Origin of the sequence: Mesorhizobium shangrilense (assembly GCF_040537815.1) — a bacterium.
GTDB lineage: Bacteria > Pseudomonadota > Alphaproteobacteria > Rhizobiales > Rhizobiaceae > Mesorhizobium > Mesorhizobium shangrilense.
On the sequence record NZ_JBEWSZ010000002.1, the window covers coordinates 177,409 to 196,277 of the forward strand.

16 protein-coding genes are annotated in these 18,869 nt (G+C 63.7%); 9 read left to right on the forward strand and 7 right to left on the reverse strand.

Features of this window, described 5'->3' with window-relative positions; genetic code table 11:
- Positions 1 to 57: 57 nt before the first annotated feature.
- Genes ABVQ20_RS25570 through ABVQ20_RS25585 form a run of 4 tightly spaced genes read right to left on the reverse strand, consistent with a single transcriptional unit; the run spans position 58 to position 3,217 of the window.
- On the reverse strand, positions 58 to 834 hold the full coding sequence (locus ABVQ20_RS25570) for an SDR family NAD(P)-dependent oxidoreductase (protein WP_354462440.1): 777 nt from the start codon (positions 832 to 834) through the stop codon (positions 58 to 60).
- 12 nt (positions 835 to 846) lie between these two features.
- Entirely contained in the window at positions 847 to 1,881 is a 1,035-nt protein-coding gene (locus ABVQ20_RS25575; protein WP_354462441.1) for a phosphotransferase family protein, read from the reverse strand.
- Positions 1,878 to 2,363 (reverse strand): MaoC family dehydratase, encoded by a 486-nt coding sequence (locus ABVQ20_RS25580; protein WP_354463138.1) that lies wholly within the window; start codon positions 2,361 to 2,363, stop codon positions 1,878 to 1,880. Before ABVQ20_RS25580 ends, ABVQ20_RS25575 begins: the two co-directional genes overlap by 4 nt.
- Positions 2,364 to 2,401: 38 nt before the next feature.
- Positions 2,402 to 3,217, reverse strand: coding sequence for an SDR family oxidoreductase (locus ABVQ20_RS25585; protein ID WP_354462442.1), 816 nt, complete (start codon positions 3,215 to 3,217; stop codon positions 2,402 to 2,404).
- 126 nt (positions 3,218 to 3,343) lie between these two features.
- Here ABVQ20_RS25585 and ABVQ20_RS25590 point away from each other — a divergent pair, with 126 nt between their 5' ends.
- The 6 genes from ABVQ20_RS25590 to ABVQ20_RS25615 all read left to right on the forward strand — a co-directional run bounded on the left by ABVQ20_RS25590 (position 3,344) and on the right by ABVQ20_RS25615 (position 9,276).
- Positions 3,344 to 4,585 carry an acyl-CoA dehydrogenase family protein gene (locus ABVQ20_RS25590; RefSeq protein ID WP_354462443.1) on the forward strand — a complete coding sequence of 414 codons (1,242 nt, stop codon included), beginning with the start codon at positions 3,344 to 3,346 and terminating at the stop codon, positions 4,583 to 4,585.
- Positions 4,586 to 4,643: 58 nt separating this feature from the next.
- Positions 4,644 to 5,681, forward strand: coding sequence for a zinc-binding dehydrogenase (locus tag ABVQ20_RS25595; RefSeq protein ID WP_354462444.1), 1,038 nt, complete (start codon positions 4,644 to 4,646; stop codon positions 5,679 to 5,681).
- A 227-nt stretch (positions 5,682 to 5,908) separates the two neighbouring features.
- Positions 5,909 to 7,075, forward strand: coding sequence for a glycosyltransferase 87 family protein (locus tag ABVQ20_RS25600; protein ID WP_354462445.1), 1,167 nt, complete (start codon positions 5,909 to 5,911; stop codon positions 7,073 to 7,075).
- Complete coding sequence (locus ABVQ20_RS25605; protein WP_354462446.1) at positions 7,068 to 8,051, forward strand: glycosyltransferase family 2 protein; 984 nt, start codon at positions 7,068 to 7,070, stop codon at positions 8,049 to 8,051. Before ABVQ20_RS25600 ends, ABVQ20_RS25605 begins: the two co-directional genes overlap by 8 nt.
- Positions 8,048 to 8,869 (forward strand): ChbG/HpnK family deacetylase, encoded by an 822-nt coding sequence (locus ABVQ20_RS25610; protein ID WP_354462447.1) that lies wholly within the window; start codon positions 8,048 to 8,050, stop codon positions 8,867 to 8,869. The genes ABVQ20_RS25605 and ABVQ20_RS25610 overlap by 4 nt, the downstream gene beginning before the upstream one ends.
- A complete protein-coding gene (locus ABVQ20_RS25615; RefSeq protein WP_354462448.1) occupies positions 8,866 to 9,276 on the forward strand; it encodes a GtrA family protein in 411 nt (136 codons plus the stop codon). The genes ABVQ20_RS25610 and ABVQ20_RS25615 overlap by 4 nt, the downstream gene beginning before the upstream one ends.
- Before the next feature lie 34 nt (positions 9,277 to 9,310).
- On the opposite strand, the gene ABVQ20_RS25620 is transcribed toward ABVQ20_RS25615, so the two are convergent.
- The 3 genes from ABVQ20_RS25620 to ABVQ20_RS25630 all read right to left on the reverse strand — a co-directional run bounded on the left by ABVQ20_RS25620 (position 9,311) and on the right by ABVQ20_RS25630 (position 14,603).
- Positions 9,311 to 12,442, reverse strand: a complete 3,132-nt coding sequence (locus ABVQ20_RS25620; RefSeq protein ID WP_354462449.1) for an efflux RND transporter permease subunit — start codon at positions 12,440 to 12,442, stop codon at positions 9,311 to 9,313.
- A complete protein-coding gene (locus tag ABVQ20_RS25625) occupies positions 12,439 to 13,596 on the reverse strand; it encodes an efflux RND transporter periplasmic adaptor subunit (protein WP_354462450.1) in 1,158 nt (385 codons plus the stop codon). The genes ABVQ20_RS25620 and ABVQ20_RS25625 overlap by 4 nt, the downstream gene beginning before the upstream one ends.
- 179 nt (positions 13,597 to 13,775) lie before the next feature.
- On the reverse strand, positions 13,776 to 14,603 hold the full coding sequence (locus ABVQ20_RS25630; protein ID WP_354462451.1) for a MurR/RpiR family transcriptional regulator: 828 nt from the start codon (positions 14,601 to 14,603) through the stop codon (positions 13,776 to 13,778).
- Between the two features lie 145 nt (positions 14,604 to 14,748).
- Between ABVQ20_RS25630 and ABVQ20_RS25635 the strand changes: the two genes are divergently transcribed.
- From ABVQ20_RS25635 to ABVQ20_RS25645, 3 genes are all read left to right on the forward strand, one after another.
- Positions 14,749 to 15,567: an N-formylglutamate amidohydrolase gene (locus ABVQ20_RS25635; RefSeq protein ID WP_354462452.1), complete on the forward strand. Its 819-nt coding sequence runs from the start codon at positions 14,749 to 14,751 to the stop codon at positions 15,565 to 15,567.
- 18 nt (positions 15,568 to 15,585) lie between these two features.
- Positions 15,586 to 17,172 (forward strand): amino acid permease, encoded by a 1,587-nt coding sequence (locus ABVQ20_RS25640; RefSeq protein WP_354462453.1) that lies wholly within the window; start codon positions 15,586 to 15,588, stop codon positions 17,170 to 17,172.
- 150 nt (positions 17,173 to 17,322) lie between these two features.
- Positions 17,323 to 18,693: a glutamine synthetase family protein gene (locus ABVQ20_RS25645; protein ID WP_354462454.1), complete on the forward strand. Its 1,371-nt coding sequence runs from the start codon at positions 17,323 to 17,325 to the stop codon at positions 18,691 to 18,693.
- Positions 18,694 to 18,869 lie beyond the last annotated feature (176 nt).

Genomic DNA, 18,869 nt, shown 5'->3' on the forward strand with positions numbered 1-18,869 from the left:
TTATATACGCTGTACGGAAACGGACAAGGGCGGGGTTGGTTCCCCCAACGGTATGTTTCAGACCGCGCCGACGCCGCCGTCCACGGCCAGCGCATGGCCGGTCATGAAGGAGTTCGCGGGATCGGCGGCGAACAGGATGGCGGTGACAATCTCGTCGACTTCGCCGACGCGCTTCATGGGTACGCCGCGCGTCAGTTCGGCAAGCGCATCGGTTTCCGGCGTGCCGGACATGCGCACGAACCCGTCCACCATCGCCGTTCGCGTGTGGGCCGGACAGATGGCGTTCACGCGAACGCCCTTGGTGGCGTATTCGGCAGCCGCCGATTTCGTCAGCCCGACGACGCCATGCTTGGCGGCGGCGTAGACCGAGAGTTTCGGTGCGCCGACCAGCCCGGCGACCGAAGCGATGTTGACGATGGTGCCGCCTTTCCCTGTCGCCTTGAACTGCTGTTCCATTTGCGGGATCTGGTGCTTCATCGCGTAGAAGACACCGAGCAGGTCGATCTCCAGCACGCGGCGGGCCTCGTCCGACGCCACTTGCGGCAGCCGCACGAAGCTCTGGACGATGCCGGCATTGTTGATGGCGACATCCAGCCGGCCGAATTTTCTCACTGCCAGCTCGACCAGGTCCTCGGATAGTTTTTCGTCCGAAATATCGCCGGCCAGGATCGCTGTTTGGGTGCCAAGCGTCGCGGCAAGGCTTTCGAGCAAAGCCTCGTTCATGTCGGAGAGAACCAGCCGCGCGCCTTCCGAGGCAAAGCCTTTGGCCGCACCGCTGCCCAGCCCGCCGGCGGCACCCGTGATCAGCACAGTCGCTCCGTCAAAGCGGCCCATCACCTCTCCCCATCACATGTGCTTGTCGATCAGTTTCACGGCAAGATGCGAAAGCAGTTTTACCGCCTTGCCATAGGTCCTGGCTTTTTCCGGATTGGAGGCGTTGCCGTCCAGCGCGCGTTTGTACACACCCTGGCATATCGCGGCCAGCCGGAAGAAGGAGAAGGCGAGGAAGAACGTCCAGTTGCCGATGCCATCAAGCCCCTGCCGCCGGCAATAGGCGGCAACATAGTCCTCTTCCAAGGGCAGGCCGAGCGCGGCGCGGTCGATGCCGCCCAAGCCGCGAAAGCCGGATGCATGCGGCAGGCGCCATTGCATGCACTGATAGGCGATGTCGGCGAAGGGGTGGCCAAGCGTCGACAGTTCCCAGTCGAGCACCGCCACCACCTTTGGCCGATCGGACGCGAACATCAGATTGTCCAGCCGGTAGTCGCCATGCACCAGCGAGACTCGGCCGTCATCGGCGGGCATATGTGCCTCCAGCCAGGCAATCAGACGGTCCATGTCGGCGACAGCGTCGGTTTCAGAGGCGCGGTACTGGCTAGTCCAGCGCGCCAGCTGCCGCTCGAAATAACTGCCTGGCCTGCCGAAATCGCCAAGCCCGACCGCCTTGACATCGACATCGTGCAGGGCAGCAAGCGTTGCATTCATGGCGTCGTAGACCGCCGCGCGCTCCCCATTGCCCGACGCTTCCGGCAGCGCCGGGTCCCAGAAGATGCGGCCATCGACAAAACCCATGACGTAGAACATGCGGTCGATCGGCGAGTCCTCGCCTGAGAGGTGCAGCATGTCGGGCACCGGCACGGCGCTGCCGGAAAGCGCCTTCATCACGGTGAATTCACGGTCGACCTGATGTGCCGATTTCAGCAACTGTCCGGGCGGCTTGGCGCGCAGCACATAGCGGCCGCTTTGCGCGGTCAGGAGATAGGTCGGGTTCGATTGTCCGGATTTGAATTTCTCGATGGATAGAAGCCCGGAAAAGCCGGGGATTTCCGCCTCGAGGTAAGGCGCAAGTGCTGCCTTGTCGAGAGCGTTTGGATCGCTCATGCCGTCTCGGGCTGGCGCTCGAGAAGGGTCAGTGTCAGCCAGCGCGCGGTCAGCGCCGGCTTCTTCGAGCCCTCGATCTCGATCGTCACGTCATGCGCCGTCTGCACCCAGCCCGACGGTCTCACCTTGACGTCGGCCAGCACGAAATGGGTGCGGATGCGCGCACCGGTCTTCACCGGCGCCAGGAAGCGCAGCGTGTCAAAACCATGATTGACCCCCATCTTGCCGTTTTCCAGCGGCGGCATGGTCTCGAAGGTCATCGCCGACAAAAGCGACAGCGACAGGAAGCCATGCGCGATGGTGCCGCCGAACGGCGTCTCGCGCTTGGCGCGCTCCGGGTCGCAGTGGATGAACTGGTGGTCGTCGGTGGCGTCGGCGAACTGGTCGATCATGCGTTGCGTGACCACGCGCCACGGCGAGACGCCGACTTCCTTGCCGACACTGGCCAGAAGCACATCGAGACTGATCGGTTCCACGGCGATGCCCTCCACTTCACACACCGGCTCTCCGGCCGGACATGTCATTCCTTGAACAGCGTCAGCCCATGCTGCACCGACTGTCCGCCGTCGATCGGCAGTATGGCACCGGTAACATAACTGCCGGCACGGCTGCACAAATAGAGGGTTGCGCCGGCAATGTCATCCGGTACGCCGATGCGGCCGATCGGAACATGGCTCCCGACATGTCTTGCCTGTTCCTCTGTGCCAGTGGCGAACGCCGTCATGCGGCTCTGGAAAGGACCGGGAGCGAAGGCGTTGACGGTGATGCGGCGGGTGGCGAACTCGAGCGCCAGCGTGCGCGTCAGATGATGGACCGCCGCCTTCGAGGCCGTGTAGGAGTAGGCATCGTCAGCCAGCGGCTGCGTGCCCATCACCGAACCCAGATTGATCACCCGCGCCGGATCGATGTCGCTGGCGGCGGCATCGAGCAGCGGCAGCAATTCGCGGGTCAGATGGAAGACGGCGGTGACATTGACGCCGAACACTTTCGCCCATGCCGAATAAGGGAAGCTTTCCAAGGGCGCGCCCCAGGAGACGCCGGCATTGTTGACGAGAATATGCAGCTTGTCGGTTCGCGCCTTGACCTCGGCGACGAGCGCGGCGATGCCAGCTTCGCTGGAGACATCGCCGGCAAAGCCCTCGGCGCGGCCGGAAGCGCCAAGATCGTTCAATTCGTCGGCGACCTTGATGCAATCGTCGCCCTTGCGCGAGGCGATCATGACGGTGGCGCCAGCCTTGACCAATGCGGTGGCGGCCATGCGGCCGATCCCGGTCGCTGCTCCCGTCACCAATGCGGTCTTGCCGGCCACGGAAAACAGCTCGTCCAGGTAGCTCATGGCCATTCCTCCGCGCGTTTCTCCCACTGTAGGGCGGGAAGGGCTCGCGTTGACAAGGCTACCCGAAGTACCATCATCCTTGCCACGGATAAAATGCCGGGTTTGGCGTGAAAGGGTTAGCGACCGATGACGGAGATGAACCTCGGCATGACCGAGCGGCTGAAGCCGATCCATCAGCGCGTCGCGGCCATGGTGCGCGACGAGATCACGCCGCTCGACAAGGAATTCCTGGCCGAGGTGGGCAAGGCCGGCGACCGCTGGGCCTATACGGCGCGCCAGAGCGAAATTCTCGAAGGGCTGAAGAAGGCAGCCAGGGAACGCGGCCTGTGGAATTTCTGGCTCACCGGCTCGGACCGCGGTTATGGGCTGTCGACCGTCGAGTACGCCTATCTGGCCGAGGAGATGGGCAAGGCGCATCTCGGCGCCGAGACCTTCAACTGCTCGGCTCCCGACACCGGCAATATGGAGGTGCTGGAGCGGTACGGTTCGGCCGAGCACAAGAAGGCGTGGCTGGAGCCTTTGCTCGAGGGGCGGATTCGCTCGGCCTATCTGATGACCGAACCGGACGTCGCCTCGTCCGACGCCACCAACATTGCGATGCGCTGCGAACGCCAGGGCGAAAACTATGTGCTCAACGGCGAGAAATGGTGGGCGTCGGGCGCCGGCGACCCACGCTGCGCCATCTATATCGTCATGGTCCGCACCGGTGGCGATGAGGAGCCGCAGCACCGCCGCCATTCGATGATCCTGGTGCCTGCTGATACAAAAGGCGTGACCAAGCTCCGGGCCATGCAGGTCTATGGCGACGATGATGCGCCGCATGGCCATATGCACCTGCGCTTCGACAATGTTGTCGTGCCGGCATCGAACCTGATCCTTGGCGAGGGCAGGGGTTTCGAGATCGCGCAAGGGCGGCTCGGCCCGGGCCGCATCCATCACTGCATGCGCGCCATCGGCCAGGCGGAGATGGCGCTGGAGATGCTGTGCCAGCGCTCCGTGCGCCGCGAAGCCTTCGGCCAGCCCCTGGCCAGGCTTGGCGCCAATTTCGACATCATCGCCGAATGCCGCATGGAGATCGAGATGGCCAGGCTGCTCTGCCTCAAGGCGGCTTGGATGATCGACCAGGGCGATGCCCGTGCCGCCGCGCCCTGGATCAGCCAGATCAAGGTCATCGCGCCGCGCGTCGCGCTCAAGGTCACCGACGAAGCGGTGCAGATGTTCGGCGCGCAGGGCATCAGCCAGGACACGCCGCTCGCCCGCTCATGGACGCATCTGCGTACGCTGCGCCTCGCCGACGGACCGGATGCCGTGCACCGCCGTCAGGTGGCGCGTACGGAGCTGAAGAAATACACGCAGGAAAAGGTCTGAACGTCCGGCAATCCAGCTCTGTTATGATCTCCCCTGCCGGCAAAGAAGGAGTTCTCCGATGACCATACCCTCCGAAATGAAGGCGCTGCTGCTTGTCGGCGACGGCTACACCAAGACGCCGAGCGGCAGCGTGCTGGAGGCCATGGAGCCCTATCTCGAGCCGGGCAGCATCGCCGTGCCGACGCCCGGGCCGACACAGGTTCTGCTCAAGGTCAGTCTCGCCTCGATCAATCCGTCCGATGTCGCCTTCATCAAGGGCCAGTACGGCCAGCCGCGCGCCAAGGGCCAGCCGGCCGGCTTCGAGGGCGTCGGCACCGTCGTGGCCAGCGGCGATGATCCCTATGCCAAAGGCCTGGCAGGCAAGCGCGTGGCGTTCGCCACCGGCCTCTCCAACTGGGGCTCGTGGGCGCAGTACGCAGTCGCCGAGGCCGCCGCTTGCATCCCGCTACTGGACACGGTCCGTGACGAGGACGGTGCCGCGATGATCGTCAACCCGCTGACCGCGCTCGCCATGTTCGACATCGTCAAGCAGGAGGGTGAAAAGGCTTTCGTCATGACCGCCGGGGCCAGCCAGCTGTGCAAGCTGATCATCGGCCTGGCCAAGGAAGCGGGGTTCCGGCCGATCGTCACCGTGCGCCGCGACGACCAGATCCGACTGCTGAAAGAGCTTGGCGCCGCGCATGTCCTCAACGAGAAGGCTGATGACTTGAAGGCGGCGTTGCGCGAGGTGATGAAGGCCGAGCAGCCGCGCATCTTCCTCGACGCGGTGACCGGCCCGCTGGCCTCGGCCATCTTCGATGCCATGCCGAAGCGTTCGCGCTGGATCATCTACGGCCGGCTCGACACCAACGCCACGATTATCCGCGAGCCCGGCCAATTGATCTTCCAGCACAAGCACATCGAGGGCTTCTGGCTGAGCGAATGGATGCGTCAGTCTGGGGATCGGCGTGGCCCGGCGATCATGGAGGCGCAAAAGCGCTTTTCCGACGGGCGCTGGGCGACCGATGTGACGGCCGTCGTGCCGCTCGCCGAGGCTATGGCGCGCTTGCCCCTGGAACTCGCCAAGCCCAACGGCAAGGTGTTCATCCGGCCTTAGGAATGGATCGACGCAAGCGATCGATCAGACGGGAATGATTGAACACAATGGTGTGATCAGGCGCTCGAAGCGAATGAAATACCCGCATTCGTGCATCACGGAACCCTAAAATACGGTTTCCGCACCCACCAAGGCCTCTATGCCTCGCTGCTTCGTCCATGATATGCCCCGCACTGAATGCCAGGGCGGTTGTTGGGACGGCCCTGAGCAGGTTCTGGGGTGTTGTCATGACAATTTCCAAGCCGGTCTTCGACCGTTTGGGACTAATGTTGTGGATCGTGGCGTTTCTGGTCACGGCCGCACTGGCGCAAATGTCGCTCGATGATCGTTCGGTCGTGTTCGTCTACAGGAATGGCTCCGAAGCCTTCATGGCCCAGCAGCCGCTCTATCATGTCCATCTCGCGATGGGCTACCTTTATGCGCCTGCCTTCGCCGCGCTCTATTCGCCGCTTCTGATGCTTGGGCACCATTTCGGCGACCTGGTTTGGCGCATGATCTGCTTTGGCGTAATAACGTTTGCCGTCGTTCGGCAGGTCCGAAAACTTGGCGGCCATGACCTCACCTGGCTGCTTTCCTTCGGCCTTGTCATTTCAATGCCCATGGCGCTCGGTGCGCTCCGCAATGGCCAGGCCACGATACTGCTGACCGGCGCCTGCTGGCTGCTCACCTTGTCGGCGCTCGAGGGCCGGCGCGCGGAGACTTTTCTATGGACGTCGCTTGCAATCATTGCCAAGCCGACGGCCATCGTCATGGTGTTGCTGGTGGCGGCACTGCGTCCCCGGCTGATACCGGTGATCGTGCTGGCGCTGCTGGTGGTGCTCATCATACCCTATGCCTTTGCGCCCGTTGGCTATGTCAACGACCAGTATCATGACTTCTTCCAGATGCTGACGGCGATGGCTGTCGACAGGACTGGCCCGTTTGAACCCGCCGACTTCACATCTGTCTTCGCGTCGTTCGGGTATCCCCTCCCGGAACGTGAGGCCACGATCGTGCGCGTCATCGCCGCGCTGATGGCACTCTCCGCCGTTCTCTGGTACGACCGAAGGGTAGAGCGGGGAACGGCCGAGCTCGCCATATTCGTGGTGGGCGCCTTTTACATGTGTGTGTTCAATCCCCGCGTCGAGCCCAACACCTACGCCATGATCGCCATTCCCACCGGCGTTGCCATCGCCTTGCTGTGGCGGGAAGAGCAAGGGGGGGCCTTGCGTGTGGCGCTGGCGGTACTGCTCGTCCTCAGCGGGATGACCGGCATATTCCGTCCCGTCCATGAGTTCTTATCCCCGTGGTTGCGGCCGATCGTCGTGTCGCTCATCTCCTGCGCGTTGATCTGGTGGTTCTGGGCCAGCGCGCGCGACAAGGCCCAGGATGCCGGACCTGTCGCGCATGGCTGAGTTGAGGCCTACTCTCGATGTCATCGCGCCGTTCCTCAACGAGGCACAGTCGGCGGCCGCCTTCGTGGCCCTGCTCGACCAGCTGGAGGCCGCGGTGTCACAGCGGTTCGGCATGGCCATGCACAAGATCCTGGTCGATGACGGCAGCCAGGATGACGGTGTCGAACGGTTCTCGCGGGCGCTTTCCGGATCCTGGGAGATCGTGCGCCTCAGCCGCAATTTCGGCAAGGAGGTCGCCGTGCTTGCCGGCCTCGACCGTTCGCGTGGCGACATGGTGCTGATCATGGATGCTGATCTCCAGCATTCGATGGAAATCAGCCTCACGATGATTTCCGAACTGGTCAAGGATCCGGAACTCGATGTGGTCTATGCGCAGAACGACAGGCGCGAGGCCAGCTGGCGGCGTAGCCAGTTGGCACGGCTCTTCTACAGCCTGATCAACAGCAGCCAACGCTTCGACATTCCTGAGAACGCCGGGGACTTTCGCGTCATGCGCGGCGCCGTCGCGCGCGCGGTCGCCAGCCTGCGCGACAAGAGGCGCTTCAACAAGGGCCTCTTTGCCTGGGCCGGCTTTCGCCAGAAAGCGGTACCCTATTCACCGGAAGATCGTGCCAGCGGCACGTCGAAATGGAGCCGGCTCAACCTGCTCGCCTTTTCGCTGGAGGGCTTCACGTCCTTTTCCGTCATTCCGCTGCGCCTCATCAGCCTCTGCGGGCTTATCGCCGCGTTTGCCGGCGCGCTGTATGGCGCCAAGGTGTTCTTCGAGGTCATTTTCTACGGCATCGCCGTGCCCGGCTATCCCAGCCTTCTGGTGGCGGTGGTCTTTCTCGGCGGCTTCAACCTCGCCCTTCTCGGGCTGATCGGCGAATATGTCTGGGTGACGTTGAGCGAGAGCAAGGACCGGCCCATCTACATCGTGCGCGATGTCGTCAGTGGCGAGTTCGGTAGAGGGAAGCCAGGTACCGCCGAAAGATGACGCGACGCCTTCGCCTGATCGCCGACGACTACGGCCTGGCGCCCGGTGTCTCCGCCGCGATCCTCGAACTGCTCGACCGCGGGCGCCTGACCGGCACAAGCTGCATGACCGGTTTTCCGGAATGGCACGGCGAGGCGGTGCGCATCAGGCCGCTCACTGGCCGTGCAGCGATCGGGCTGCATCTGACCTTGACCGATCAGCTTGCCGTCACTGGGCAGTCGAGCCTGGCGCCGGAAGGCCGGCTTCCACCGCTCGGCTCGCTGGCCCTGCCGCTTCGCCGCGGCCGTATCGACGATCGTGATGTGCATGCCGAACTCGATGCCCAGCACGGACGTTTCGTCGAGGCGCTGGGACGCGAACCGAATTTCATCGACGGCCACCAGCACGTGCATTTCCTGCCCGTCGTCAGACGATGGCTGCGCAGGCGTTTTGCCAAGGGAGCAGGCATGCCGGCGCTGCGCGGCTCGCCGGCATGGCCCGGCACCATCGCCACCGCCCTGAAAGTCGCCGCTGTCGGAGCCCTCGCCGCCGGCTTCGACCGGTCGATGGAAGGCGCGGGCTTCACGGTCATGCGGCCGCTGACCGGGCTCTATGACTGGCGGCAGCCCGACGGCTTCGCTTCCGTGCTCCGGTCGGCTATCGAGACGTTGCCGGAGAACGGGCTGTTCATGTGTCATCCCGGCCATGTCGACGAAACGCTGCGCGGGCGCGATCCGATGCAAGGTGCGCGCGAGGTCGAGTTCGCCTACCTTGCCTCCGGCGATTTCGGCGCAAGCCTGGAGCGCGCTGGCGCCGCCGTCATGGATGGCCGGGGATGAGCGGGGCGGACCAGCCGGGTCGCACGACCGGCGACAAGATCATCCGCTTCGCCATGGTCGGCGTCGTCAATACGGTTATCGACCTAGCCAGCTTCTCGCTGCTGCTCTGGCTGAAAGCCCCGCCGCTCGGTGCCAATCTGGGCGCCTGGATGGTCGCGGTTGCCTTCTCCTTCGTGGCGAATGGCTTCTGGTCGTTCGAACGCGATCCGGCCATCTCGCTGCACAGCGCCTTCTTCCGCTTCGTCTCGCTGGGTGCGCTGATTTCGCTCGGCGTTTCCAGCCTGTCCATCGCGGTGCTAGCCGGCATGGTCGGCGTGTGGCCGGCCAAGATCGCCGGCGTCGTCCTGGGAGCGGTGCTGAATTTCCTTGCCGCGCGCTGGTCGATCGAAGGCCGACTTCTGAAATAGCGGAATTCCGGACGGAACACGCTTTTGCCACGCCTTACTGCGCCGGCTCCACATCGACGTAAGCGGCTTCCTCCATCTCGCGCTTCAGACGCGCGTCCTCTTCGGCCTTCGGCGTCACGAAGCGGCCAAGCAGCAGGTAGGCGACCGGCGTCAGGAACAGCGTCGAGACGGTGGCCAATCCCAGGCCGCCGACGATCACCCAGCCGAGTGCGATGCGCGCTTCGGCGCCGGCGCCGGCGGCCAGCACCAGCGGCACGCCGCCGAGCACGGTGCAGATCATCGTCATCATCACCGGCCGCAGGCGGATGATCGAGGCCTGTTCGATGGCCTCGCGCACGCCAAGGCCCCGGTCGCGCAGCTGGTTGGCGAACTCGACGATGAGGATGCCGTTCTTGGCCATGACACCGACCAGAAGCACCAGGCCGATCTGGCTGTAGGCGTTGAGGCTGGTGCCTGACAGCAGCAGGGCGAAGATGGCGCAGGCAAGTCCGAGCGGCACCGTCGCCATGATGATTACGGCGCTGACGAAGCTCTCGAACTGCGCGGCAAGCACAAGCAGGATGATGACCAGCGCGAACCCGAAGATGGTCACCATGGCGCTGTTGCTTTCGCCCAGCGTCGCCGCCTCGGCCAGCGGCAGCAATCGGCTGCCTGGCGGCAGCAGCGGCGCGGCGATCTCCTGGGCGCGCGTCAGCGCCGCACCCAGGCCGAATTCACTGCTGAGGTTCGAGGTGACGGCCACCGACGGCTGCTGCTGCTCGCGGGTCAGCGACGGCGGCACGGCGCGCTCGGTCAGCGTGGCGATGGTCGACATCGGCACGAAGCGGCCGTCCGACGTCTTCAGGAAGATGTTCTCCAGATCGGTCGGATCGTTGATCGGGTTGGTCGTCGAGACCAGCTTCACACCGTAGCTGCGGTCGGCGATGTAGACGTCGACGACATCGTTGCCGTCGAGCATGGCCTGCATGGTGTTGGCAAGCCCGGTGATGTCGATGCCGAGATCCGAGGCGCGCTCGCGGTCGATGGCGACGGCAAGCTGCGGCTGCGTCGGGTCGACGCTCAGACGCGGCGACTGGAAGCGGGCGTCCTTCTGCAACTCGGCGATGATCTTGACCGCGGCGTCGCCGAGCGCCTTGCGGTCGTTGCCGACCAGCGCGAATTGCAGGCCGTTGCCGGCGCCACGGATGCCAAGGCTGTTGGGTTGCACCGGGAAGACGCGCAAGCTCGGCACCTGGGCGGTCAACTGGCTGATCTCGGCCATGATCTCCTGCTGGCCGCGGCTGCGTTCATCCCAGGGCGCCAGCGTCATCACCATGAAGCCGGTATTGTAGGAGCCATTCTGGCCGGCGCTCTCGAAGGTCGATACGATCTCGCCGGAATCGCGCAGCGGCTGGATCAGCCTCTCGATCTTCTGCATCTGCTGCGTCGTGTAGTCGAGGCTCACGCCTTGCGGTGCGTTGATGCGCAGGAGCACGGCCGCGCGATCCTCGGTCGGCGTCAGTTCCTGGCGGATGGTGCCGAACAGGGTGAAGGCGGTGCCAGCAAACAGCACGGCGACCAGGACCACGATCCATGGCGCACCCAGACAGAGACGCAGGCTGCGCCTATAGAAGGCATTCAGCGCGCCGCCGATGCGCGAACCGATGCCCTTGCCGCCTTCATGATGGAGCGATGCATTGGTCAGCATGCGCGAGGCGAGCATCGGGCAAAGCGTGAGCGCGACCACGCCTGACAGAAGCACCGACATGGCGAGCACGAAACCGAATTCGCGGAACAGGCCGCCGGTCTGACCGGGCAGGAACGAGATCGGCACGAAGACGGCAACCAGCGTCAGCGTCGTTGCGATGACGGCAAAGAACACTTCCTGGGTGCCGAGCACGGCGGCTGCGCGCGGTCCCATGCCCTGGTTGCGTCGCCGCACGATGTTTTCCAGCACGACGATGGCATCATCGACGACAAGCCCGGTGGCCAGCACAAGGGCGAGCAGCGTCAGGATGTTGATCGAGAAGCCGGCAAGATAGATCGCGGCGATGGTGCCGATCATGGCGACCGGCATCGACAATCCCGGGATGAGCGTCGCGCGCCAGTCGAGAAGGAAAAGGTAGATGACGATCAGCACGATGGAGACCGAGAGCGCCAGTGCGATCTCGACTTCATGCACCGCGCCGTTGACGAAGACCGCATCGTCGCTGGTGACCTTGATCGACATGCCCTGCGGCAGGTTGGCCTGCAGCTTGGCGACGGCGGCCTGGACACCGGTCGAGATGTCCAGCGTGTTCGATTCCGCCTGGCGGATAATGCCGATGCCGATGCCTGTCTTGCCGTCCGAACGCAGCGTGGTCTGGCCGATGTCGGGGCCAAGCGTGACGGTGGCGACATCGCGGATGCGCGTCGTGCCGCCGATGATGATGTTCTCGAATTCCGCCGGCGTGGTGACGTCGGCCGTCGTGCGCACGATGAGGTCCTGGTTGGTCGTGGTGATCGAACCGGCCGGGGAATCGAAGGCAACCGAGGCAAGGGCCGCTCGCAAGTCGGCGACTGTGAAGCCAAGGCTCGCCAGCTTGTTCTGGTCGACGTCGATGCGGAAGATCTTGTCGCGGTCGCCATAGACCTGGACGTCGGCGACGCCGGGCACGGCGGCCAGCTCATCCTCGATCTGGTCCTGGACGATGACGGTCATGTCCTGGATCGACATTTTGTCCGACGTCACCGCCAGCCGCATCACCGGATCGGAGTTGGCGTCGGCCTTGACGATGCGCGGCGGATCGGCGGTTTCGGGAATCTGGTTGGCAATGCGGCCGACCGCGTCGCGCACGTCGGACGCGGCGACGTTGAGATCGACGCCGTCGTTGAACTCGATGGTGACGCGGCTCGAGCCAAAGGACGACGATGACGAGATCGATTTGACACCCGAGACGCGCGCGACCGCGCCTTCGATCGTCTTGGTGAGTTCGCGGTCGACGGTCTCGGCAGCGGCTCCGGTGAAGGTGGTTGAAACGGTGACGACGGAGCGGTCGACATCCGGCAGTTCGCGGACCTCGACGCCATAGAAGGCGGCGAGCCCGGCGACGGCGATCAGTACATTCAGCACCAGGGCCATCACCGGCCTGCGGATGAACAGGGCGGTGAAGCTGGTGTCGCCGGCGGTGTTGACGCTCCCGCTCATGAGCCTTCGGCGCCGTTGGCGGGCTGCTCTTGCCCGGCGATGCGCACATTGCCACCTTCGCTGACGCTCTGGGTGCCCTCGGTTACCACCAGGTCGCCACTCGTGATCGCGGCATCGACGAGCACCGTTTCGGTGTTGCGCTGGATGATGCGCACGGCAACCCGCTTGGCCTTGCCATTCTCGATCGCCCAGACATAGGCGCCGTCGGAACCCCAGAGTATGGCGAGTGGGCTGACGGCCGGGTAATCTTGCCCGGGTAATTTCATGGCGATGCTGAACGACATGCCGGCGCGCAGGGAATCGGCGGGGTTGGCGATGGTAGCCTTGACCAGAAGCGTGCGGCTGTTCTCGTCGATGTGGTTGTCGATGGCCGACACCGTGCCGGTATAGGCGTCGCTGGGATTGGCGATCGGCGTCGCCGCCAGTTGCGCGCCGACCTTCACGGCAGCGGCAAAACGCTCCGGCACCAGGAAATCGACCAATATGCTGGAACGGTCATCGAGCGTGGCGATCGCCGACTGGCTGGTGACATAGTTGCCGGCGGAGATCGGCAGGATGCCGACCGTGCCCGCGATCGGCGCCAGGATCGAGCGGCGCTCAAGGGCGAGTTCGGCGTCGCGAAGTGCCAGCTTTGCATTCGACAGGGCTACCTCCGCGTCGGCCACCGCGACCGGTGTCGCGGCGTTGGATGCGCGCAGTGACTTGACCCGGGTCAGTCTGTCCTGCGCGTCCTGCAAGGCAAGCTTGGCACGGTCCTGGGCGATAATCTCCGTCTCCGAGTCGAGGGTGGCGATCAACTGGCCCTTGTCGACATGCGCGCCGGATTCGACCAGCACCTCGGTCAGGCGGCCTGAACTGTAGGGATTGACGATCACGGAAGCATTGGCGCGACCGGTGCCGATCGCCTGCAGGCGGTCGTTGATGGTGGCCATGGCGGCCGGCAGGACGACGACATTCACCTGGCGGCCGGCACCGTTGCGGCCGCCGTTCTGGCTTGCGAGAGAGCCGGTGCTGGAAGGCGGCGTCGCCGCATATGTCCAGTCTAACTCCCAGCGCGCCAGAATATCATGTGCGCCGGGAAAGAACCGAATCCAGGCGGTGGCTGCCACCACGATCACCACAAGTGCTAAAAGTAACTGTTTCCAGGTCGCCATTGGCACTCCGGTTGACAAAATCCCTTCGTCCACCGCTTTTTGGAAATCTAGCAGACGCGCCCACGCAACGCGATATGCGCGGAGCAACATCGATGCCGAACCTATATGACAACTCTACTGCGCGCGTGCACATTAAATCTGTGTAACGTTGGGCCTTCGCCCGCGGCCGGTTACATCCGTCAGCGCAGGCTTTCCATCTCGCGGATGCGTTTGGTGCCGTCAGGCTCAAGCTGTCGGGTGACGGCGCCGATCAGCGCTTCGGCGACCACGAAGAGCGCCGCCGAAGAATCCCAAGCGGACGGAACGGCCGTGCGCCCGGCGATGACATGGCGGGCGAACCGCGCGATAGGCGACAGCCACTGGTCGGTGAACAGCACGATCTGTACGCCACGTTGATGCGCTTTCTCGGCGAAACGGATCAGGCTGTCCTGGTAACGCCTGATGTCGAAGATCACCAGCACGTCACGCTTGTCCATGTCGATCAGCCGGTCGCGCCAGATGCTTTCCTGGCCGGCCAGATGAAAGACGTTGGGCTGGATGATGGCGAGGTGGGCCGCCATGTAGCGCGCCAGCGGATCGGTGAAGCGGCCGCCGACCAGGAATGTCTTGCCGCGCCGGTCGGCAAGCCTGGCGACGATGTCGGCAAGCTGCTTGTCGGAGAGGTGCCGGAACGTCTCGCGCATGTTTTCAAGCGTCGCCTCCAGCATCGGCGACACCGCGCTGCTGCCGGGCGAGGGCGGGTTGAGCGTCCTTGATGCCGGCGATTGCAATTGCGCCGCCAGTTCGTCCTGCAAGGTCGACTGGAATTCCGGATAATTCTGGAAGCCGAGCCGGGAGACAAACCGCAGGATCGTTGGCGAGGATACGCCGGCGGCAGCCGAGAATTCGGCGACTGTCTTCAGGCCGATCAGCGGGTAGTTGGCGATCAGCGTCTGTGCGGCGCGCCGCTCGCCGGCAGGCATGGTCACCATGCGGTCGGCAATCAGTTCGGCAATGCTGGAAATCATTTTTCCCCACCCTTGGCCCGGCTGTTGCCGGTTTCCCGAAATCGCATTTGACAAAGCCCGGCAAAGTGTATGAAATCATCCATAGGGACGCAATGAGGCAAAATACGTAACATACGATACAGCGCTCCCAGGGGACGGCAGGACTATGGAGACAGCGCGGCCCGCCAGCCTTGCATCGTCAAATTCCGTAAGGGTGACGAACCCGGGCGGATCAAGCCCATTCGTGCTGACCTGCGATCACGCATCCAACTTCATGCCTGCCGAATTCGGAACACTCGGCCTTGCCGCCGAGGACCTGTGCCGTCACATCGCCTGGGATCCCGGCGCGCTGCCGGTTGCCCGCCGCATGGCGGAGGCGCTCGACGCCACGCTGGTCGAGACCTGCATTTCGCGCCTGGTCATCGACTGCAATCGTCCGCTCGACGCGCCGGACCTGGTGCCGCCGGTCAGCGAGACGACGACCATTCCCGGCAATGCCGGGTTGTCGGCCAAGCAGCGCGCCGCCCGCGTCGCGCTGTCGTGGCAACCCTTCCATGACGCCATCGAGCACATTGTCGATGCGCGGCTGGCGCGCGGGCAGGAGACACGCCTGGTCTCCGTCCATTCCTTCACACCTGTCTACAAGGGCAGGAACCGGCCCTGGCACATCGGCATCATCCACGACGAGGATCGCCGGCTGGCTTTGCCGCTCGTTGCCGCGCTGAAGCGGCTCGCCGGCGTCACCGTCGGCGTCAACGAACCCTATTCGCCGGCCGACCGCGTCTATTTCACGCTGGAACGGCATGCGCGCTCGCGCGGCTTGCCCTGCGCGATGATCGAAATCCGCAACGACGAAATCTCCGGCGAGACCGGGCAGCGGAGATGGGCGGATCTGCTCACGGGCATTTTTTCTGATCTCGAGCCAGAGGAGGTCAAGGGCTCAAGACCAAGCGCAGTCGGAAAGTCAGCTCAATCGGCCAGTTAGAACAATAGGGGAATTACAATGGCAGGACCGACCTATACAGACGTTGACAAGGCGGAGGACGTAAAGGCCCTCCATAGTATGGGCTATGCCCAGGAACTGGAGCGGCGGCTCAGCCGCTTTTCGAATTTCGCGGTTTCGTTCTCGATCATCTGCATCCTGTCCGGCGGCATCAATTCGCTGGCGCAGGGCACGTCCGGCGCCGGTGGCATCGGCATCGGCATCGGCTGGCTGGTCGGCTGTTTCGTCTCGCTGACCTTCGCGGTCGCCATGTCGCAGATCAGCTCGGCCTATCCGACCGCGGGCGGCCTCTATCACTGGGGGTCCATCCTCGGCAACCGCGGTACCGGCTGGGTGACGGCCTGGCTCAATTTGCTCGGCCTCATCACCGTGCTCGGCGCCATCAATGTCGGCACCTGGACGTTCTTCGTCGGCGCCTTCGGACCGGCGCTCCACATTGACGGCTCGCTGACCAACCAGATGATCTTCCTGGTCGTCATCACCGGCGCGCAGGCACTGATCAACCATCTCGGCATCAAGCTGACGGCGAAGCTGACAGACTTCTCAGGATATCTGATCTTCTTCGGGGCGATCCTGATCGCGGTGGTCTGCCTGATCTTTGCCGAGCACTGGGATTTCAGCCGGCTGTTCACGTTCCACAATTATTCCGGGCAGCCCACGGTGGCCGGGGATGGCTCGCTGACGGGCGATCCCGTGTGGCCGGCGGTTTCCAACTGGTGGGTGTTCGCGCTCGGCCTGTTGCTGCCGATCTATACGATCACCGGCTACGACGCCTCCGCGCACACGTCCGAGGAAACCATCAAGGCGGCATCGTCGGTGCCGAGGGCGATGGTGATGTCGGTCGTCTGGTCGGCACTGTTCGGCTATCTGTTCCTGGCCGCTTTCGTGCTGATGATTCCCAACATGGACGACGCCGCCAAGCAGGGCTGGAACGTGTTTTTCTGGGCCTTCGACCAGCGCGTGCCGTCCGGCCTCAAGGAGTTCGTTTATCTCGTCGTGTTCGTGTCGCAGCTGCTGTGCGGCCTCGCCACGGTCACCTCGGCTTCGCGCATGATCTTCGCGTTCTCGCGTGACGGCGGCTTGCCTGGTTCGACCATGCTGGCCAAGGTCAGCCCGACCTACCGCACCCCGGTGGCGGCGATCTGGACGGCGGCGATCCTGTCGGTGCTGTTCGTCTGGGGTTCGACGCTGGTTTCAGTCGCCGGCACCTCGGCCTATACCATCGTTGTCTCCTGCACCGTCATCTTCCTGTTCCTCTCCTTCACCGTGCCGATCGTATTGGGCATGCTGGCCTGGGGAACGCCGAAGTGGGACAAGATGGGCCCGTGGAACATGGGGCGCGGCGTGTTCATGCTGTTTGCCTTCCTGTCGATCGTGTCGATGATCCTGATCTTCGTTATCGGTGTTCAACCGCCGAACGACTGGGCGCTCTACATCACCGTCGGCTTCTTCATCCTGACGGCGGTCGTCTGGTTCGGCTTCGAAAAGCGCCGCTTCCAGGGGCCGCCGCTGGGCGACATCATCGCGGCGCGCCAGGCGGCGATCAAGGCGGCGGAACAGGCCGTCGGCGAAACCGCCGGCCATTGAGGCCACTATCCTCTGGGCCATGGCCAGCGTTCTGCTGGCCATGGTTTTCTGCACCTTTCAAAGCGATAAGTCCCTTCAAGTCATAGGTCCCTTCAAGGTGATGGGCCCTTCAAGCGACAAGCCGAAACGGCAAGCCGGAGTGTGAAAAGAATGGCAGGAAATTTCTCGTTCGATCAGTTGAAGAAAGCCGTTCAGGCAGGCGAGATCGACACGGTGCTGGCATGCATCGTCGACATGCAGGGCCGGCTGGCGGGAAAACGGTTCCTGGCGCAGTATTTCGTCGATTCCGCGCATGACGAGACGCATGGCTGCAATTATCTGCTGGCCGCCGACATCGATATGGAACCGGTGCCGGGCTACAAGGCGGCGAGCTGGTCGAAGGGCTATGGCGACTTCGTCATGAAGCCAGACCTGTCGACGCTTCGGCGCATTCCGTGGCTGGAAAAGACGGCGCTGGTGATCTGCGACGTGCTCGACCACCACACCCATGACGACCTGCCGCATTCGCCGCGCGCCATCCTCAAGAAGCAGGTCAAGCGGCTGACGGAACGCGGCTATATCGGCTATTTCGCCTCCGAGCTCGAATTCTACCTGTTCAGCGAAACCTACGATTCCGCCCGCAAGAAGCACTGGCAAGGTCTCGACACGGCATCGCCTTATATCGGCGACTACCAGATCGGCATCACCACCAAGGAAGAAGGCGTCATGCGCCGGCTTCGCAACGAGATGGAAGCCGCGGGCATTCCGATCGAGAACTCCAAGGGTGAATGGGGTCCGGGCCAGGAAGAGATCAATGTGCGCTACGCCGAGGCGCTCGACATGGCCGATCGCCACGTCATCCTGAAGAACGGCGCCAAGGAAATCGCGGAGTCGGAAGGCAAGGCCATCTCCTTCATGGCCAAGTACAATTACGGACTCGCCGGCAATTCCAGCCACATCCACAATTCGCTGTGGAGCGCCGACGGCAAGACGCCCTTGTTCTTCGACAAGCAAGCTGACTGGACGCTGTCGACGCTCGGCCAGCAATGGGCGGCCGGGCAGCTCAAATATGCCAAGGAGTTCACGTGGTTCCTGGCGCCCTACATCAACTCCTACAAGCGCTTCCAGGCCGGCACCTTCGCGCCGACCAAGATCATGTGGAGCGAGGACAACCGCACCGCCGGCTTTAGGCTGTGCGGGGAAGGCACCAAGGGCATCCGGATGGAATGCCGCATCGGCGGCGCCGACCTCAACCCCTATCTGGCCTTCGCCGCGCTGATCGCCGCGGGTCTTGCCGGCATCGACGAGAAGCTCGAACTGCAGAAACCTTTCGTCGGCGACGCCTACCAGGCATCTCGTTTGCCGGAGATTCCAAAGACGCTGCGTGATGCGACCGAGACATTGACGAAGTCGAAGATGCTGAAGCAAGCGCTCGGCGAAGATGTGCTGGAACATTACGTCCACACCGCGAAATGGGAACAGTTCGAATACGACCGCCGGATCACGGATTGGGAACTGCACAGAGGGTTCGAGCGGTACTAGAATTAGACTGGCTGGCGACGTCGGCGCCGCCCCTCATCCGCCTGCCGGCACCTTCTCCCCGTATAGTGACGGGGAGAAGGAAAGCGCTCCAACGCCGGCGACCCCCTCTCCCCGTTCTTCACTGTGAGAGGGTGAGGGGCGGCACCAGGCCATATGATTTTTCGATTGTTAGAGAA

Bases quoted from the DNA above. Each gene is read 5' to 3' on its own strand.
- ABVQ20_RS25640 (WP_354462453.1), top strand. From the start codon at position 15,586: ATGGCAGGACCGACCTATACAGACGTTGACAAGGCGGAGGACGTAAAG.
- ABVQ20_RS25625 (WP_354462450.1), bottom strand. From the start codon at position 13,596: ATGGCGACCTGGAAACAGTTACTTTTAGCACTTGTGGTGATCGTGGTG.
- ABVQ20_RS25570 (WP_354462440.1), bottom strand. From the start codon at position 834: ATGGGCCGCTTTGACGGAGCGACTGTGCTGATCACGGGTGCCGCCGGC.
- ABVQ20_RS25595 (WP_354462444.1), top strand. From the start codon at position 4,644: ATGACCATACCCTCCGAAATGAAGGCGCTGCTGCTTGTCGGCGACGGC.
- ABVQ20_RS25610 (WP_354462447.1), top strand. From the start codon at position 8,048: ATGACGCGACGCCTTCGCCTGATCGCCGACGACTACGGCCTGGCGCCC.
- ABVQ20_RS25630 (WP_354462451.1), bottom strand. From the start codon at position 14,603: ATGATTTCCAGCATTGCCGAACTGATTGCCGACCGCATGGTGACCATG.
- ABVQ20_RS25645 (WP_354462454.1), top strand. From the start codon at position 17,323: ATGGCAGGAAATTTCTCGTTCGATCAGTTGAAGAAAGCCGTTCAGGCA.
- ABVQ20_RS25600 (WP_354462445.1), top strand. From the start codon at position 5,909: ATGACAATTTCCAAGCCGGTCTTCGACCGTTTGGGACTAATGTTGTGG.
- ABVQ20_RS25585 (WP_354462442.1), bottom strand. From the start codon at position 3,217: ATGAGCTACCTGGACGAGCTGTTTTCCGTGGCCGGCAAGACCGCATTG.
- ABVQ20_RS25620 (WP_354462449.1), bottom strand. From the start codon at position 12,442: ATGAGCGGGAGCGTCAACACCGCCGGCGACACCAGCTTCACCGCCCTG.
- ABVQ20_RS25615 (WP_354462448.1), top strand. From the start codon at position 8,866: ATGAGCGGGGCGGACCAGCCGGGTCGCACGACCGGCGACAAGATCATC.
- ABVQ20_RS25605 (WP_354462446.1), top strand. From the start codon at position 7,068: ATGGCTGAGTTGAGGCCTACTCTCGATGTCATCGCGCCGTTCCTCAAC.
- ABVQ20_RS25635 (WP_354462452.1), top strand. From the start codon at position 14,749: ATGGAGACAGCGCGGCCCGCCAGCCTTGCATCGTCAAATTCCGTAAGG.
- ABVQ20_RS25590 (WP_354462443.1), top strand. From the start codon at position 3,344: ATGACGGAGATGAACCTCGGCATGACCGAGCGGCTGAAGCCGATCCAT.
- ABVQ20_RS25575 (WP_354462441.1), bottom strand. From the start codon at position 1,881: ATGAGCGATCCAAACGCTCTCGACAAGGCAGCACTTGCGCCTTACCTC.